This is a genomic window from Phocaeicola sp. HCN-6420 (genome assembly GCF_037890145.1).
In the GTDB taxonomy this organism is placed as follows: Bacteria; Bacteroidota; Bacteroidia; order Bacteroidales; family Bacteroidaceae; genus Phocaeicola.
Map to the genome: position 1 here is coordinate 1 of NZ_JBBKBJ010000064.1, position 1,623 is coordinate 1,623.

Below are 1,623 nucleotides of genomic sequence, written 5' to 3' on the forward strand. Positions count from 1 at the left end.
GGGATATTCAGTAAATGTCCCCCAAAATAAAATGGCATATGAAGTGATTATGGTCTGTCATCTTCATATGCCATTTTTTATTGCTATTTTACTGTGTTTTCTTAAAAATTCTATCCGGCAGGACATGACGCTCCGGAAGAAGCCTGGTGACCTCTTCTGATTCTGCCAGTAAAATCATATCATGCCGCTTTAACCGTCCTGTTCCTGATCTTGTCAATCATCAGTACGGCATTTGCCGTATGTATTCCGAAGAAGATCCATAGGATTTCCGTCTTCCTGTTCCGTGCCTTTATCCTCGAGAGCGAGTAATGCTGCTTCTGTGTGCCGAAGCTTCCTTCAAGCCGGGTGGCCCTTTCCCTTGAAAGTTCACTTCTGAGAACCTTTCTCAAGGATTCATCCCTGGCTGCCCTTCCCTTGCGTACGAAGGACGTGGAGATTCCGTATTTCGTGCAGAACTTCCTGTTGGCATTATTGGCATATATGGAATCGGCAGCCACACACCTTACCCTCACGTTCATGAGTTTCTGCTGCATGCGGATGCAGTCCTTCAGGCGTATGCCCTCGTTGAAAGCCTTGAATGAGAGGTGTTCGATGAACGATATGCCGTCTATCTGTATGTTGTTGACTTTTGCACCGAACTCGACGGATTTCGTTTCCTTGCCTCTGACGATGGGACGTACATAATGACGGTCAATGCTGACGATGCGGTCACTGACCTTCCGGCCCTCAAACATTTCCTTCTCCTGTACAAGAGCCTTTCTGATGATGGAAAGCCGCTTCCGGTAATCCTGAGTATATCGGAGTGAGGTCCCATACTCCCTGTGAATTTCATCCCTCTGCATGAGAAGCTTTTCAAGGAGTCTGATCATACGGCGCTTGAGCATCCTTGTCCGTGAAGCCTTTCTCTTTCTTTTCTTGCAGTAGGACAGATAGGACTCAGCTACATTCTTGTATTTGTTACGAGGACGCCTTATGCCAAGCTCCTCGCAATGCTTGCAGGTATGCCTGTAGAGCCATTCCAGGCTTTCCCAGAGGAGTTTCATATCTGTAGGGAAACGCATATGGCTTTCATAGCATGTGGCATCAGTCATGCACACGTGAAGGTCCTCAAGATAAGGCTTCCAGTGTGAGGCCAGCACTTCCTGGAGGGATTCAATGTCAAGACGGGATGCCATCTCGTTACGGATGGCACTGACTATCTTGTAGTTGGTTATGGGAAAGGACGGATCTATCATGATTCCGCAGAACATCTGGTAGTGTATGTTGCCGTTCAGATGTTCCACCAGCTGTCTGTCGGAGAATCCGGTGTAGGCTTTCAGGACCATGAGGGCAACCTTTGCCGAAGGGCTGAAGATGTTCCTGCGTCCCAGACGCTGTTCCGACAGGCCTGCAGCTTTTGCCATACACCCAAACGGAAATACCGAGTGAAGCCTGCCAAGCTCACTCTCATTAAAACTCTTGCGGTATTTTTCCAGAATATCAAATTCTGTAAAGCCCAAAGTTGGGTGAATCTCTGAAATATTTTGTACTTTTGCCATATCTTGGTTTGGAAATTTCCCCCGTTTTGGCTGCCAAACCTTATTTGTGGGGGAATACCTAAAGATACAAAAAAGCCAGCTAATT

At 47.1% G+C, this 1,623-nt stretch carries 1 protein-coding gene; it reads right to left on the reverse strand.

All coding sequences use genetic code 11. The annotated features are described in order from the left end of the window. Nucleotides 1-179: 179 nt before the first annotated feature. Nucleotides 180-1,538, reverse strand: a complete 1,359-nt coding sequence (locus WKT12_RS16345; RefSeq protein WP_340320319.1) for a transposase — start codon at nucleotides 1,536-1,538, stop codon at nucleotides 180-182. Nucleotides 1,539-1,623 lie beyond the last annotated feature (85 nt).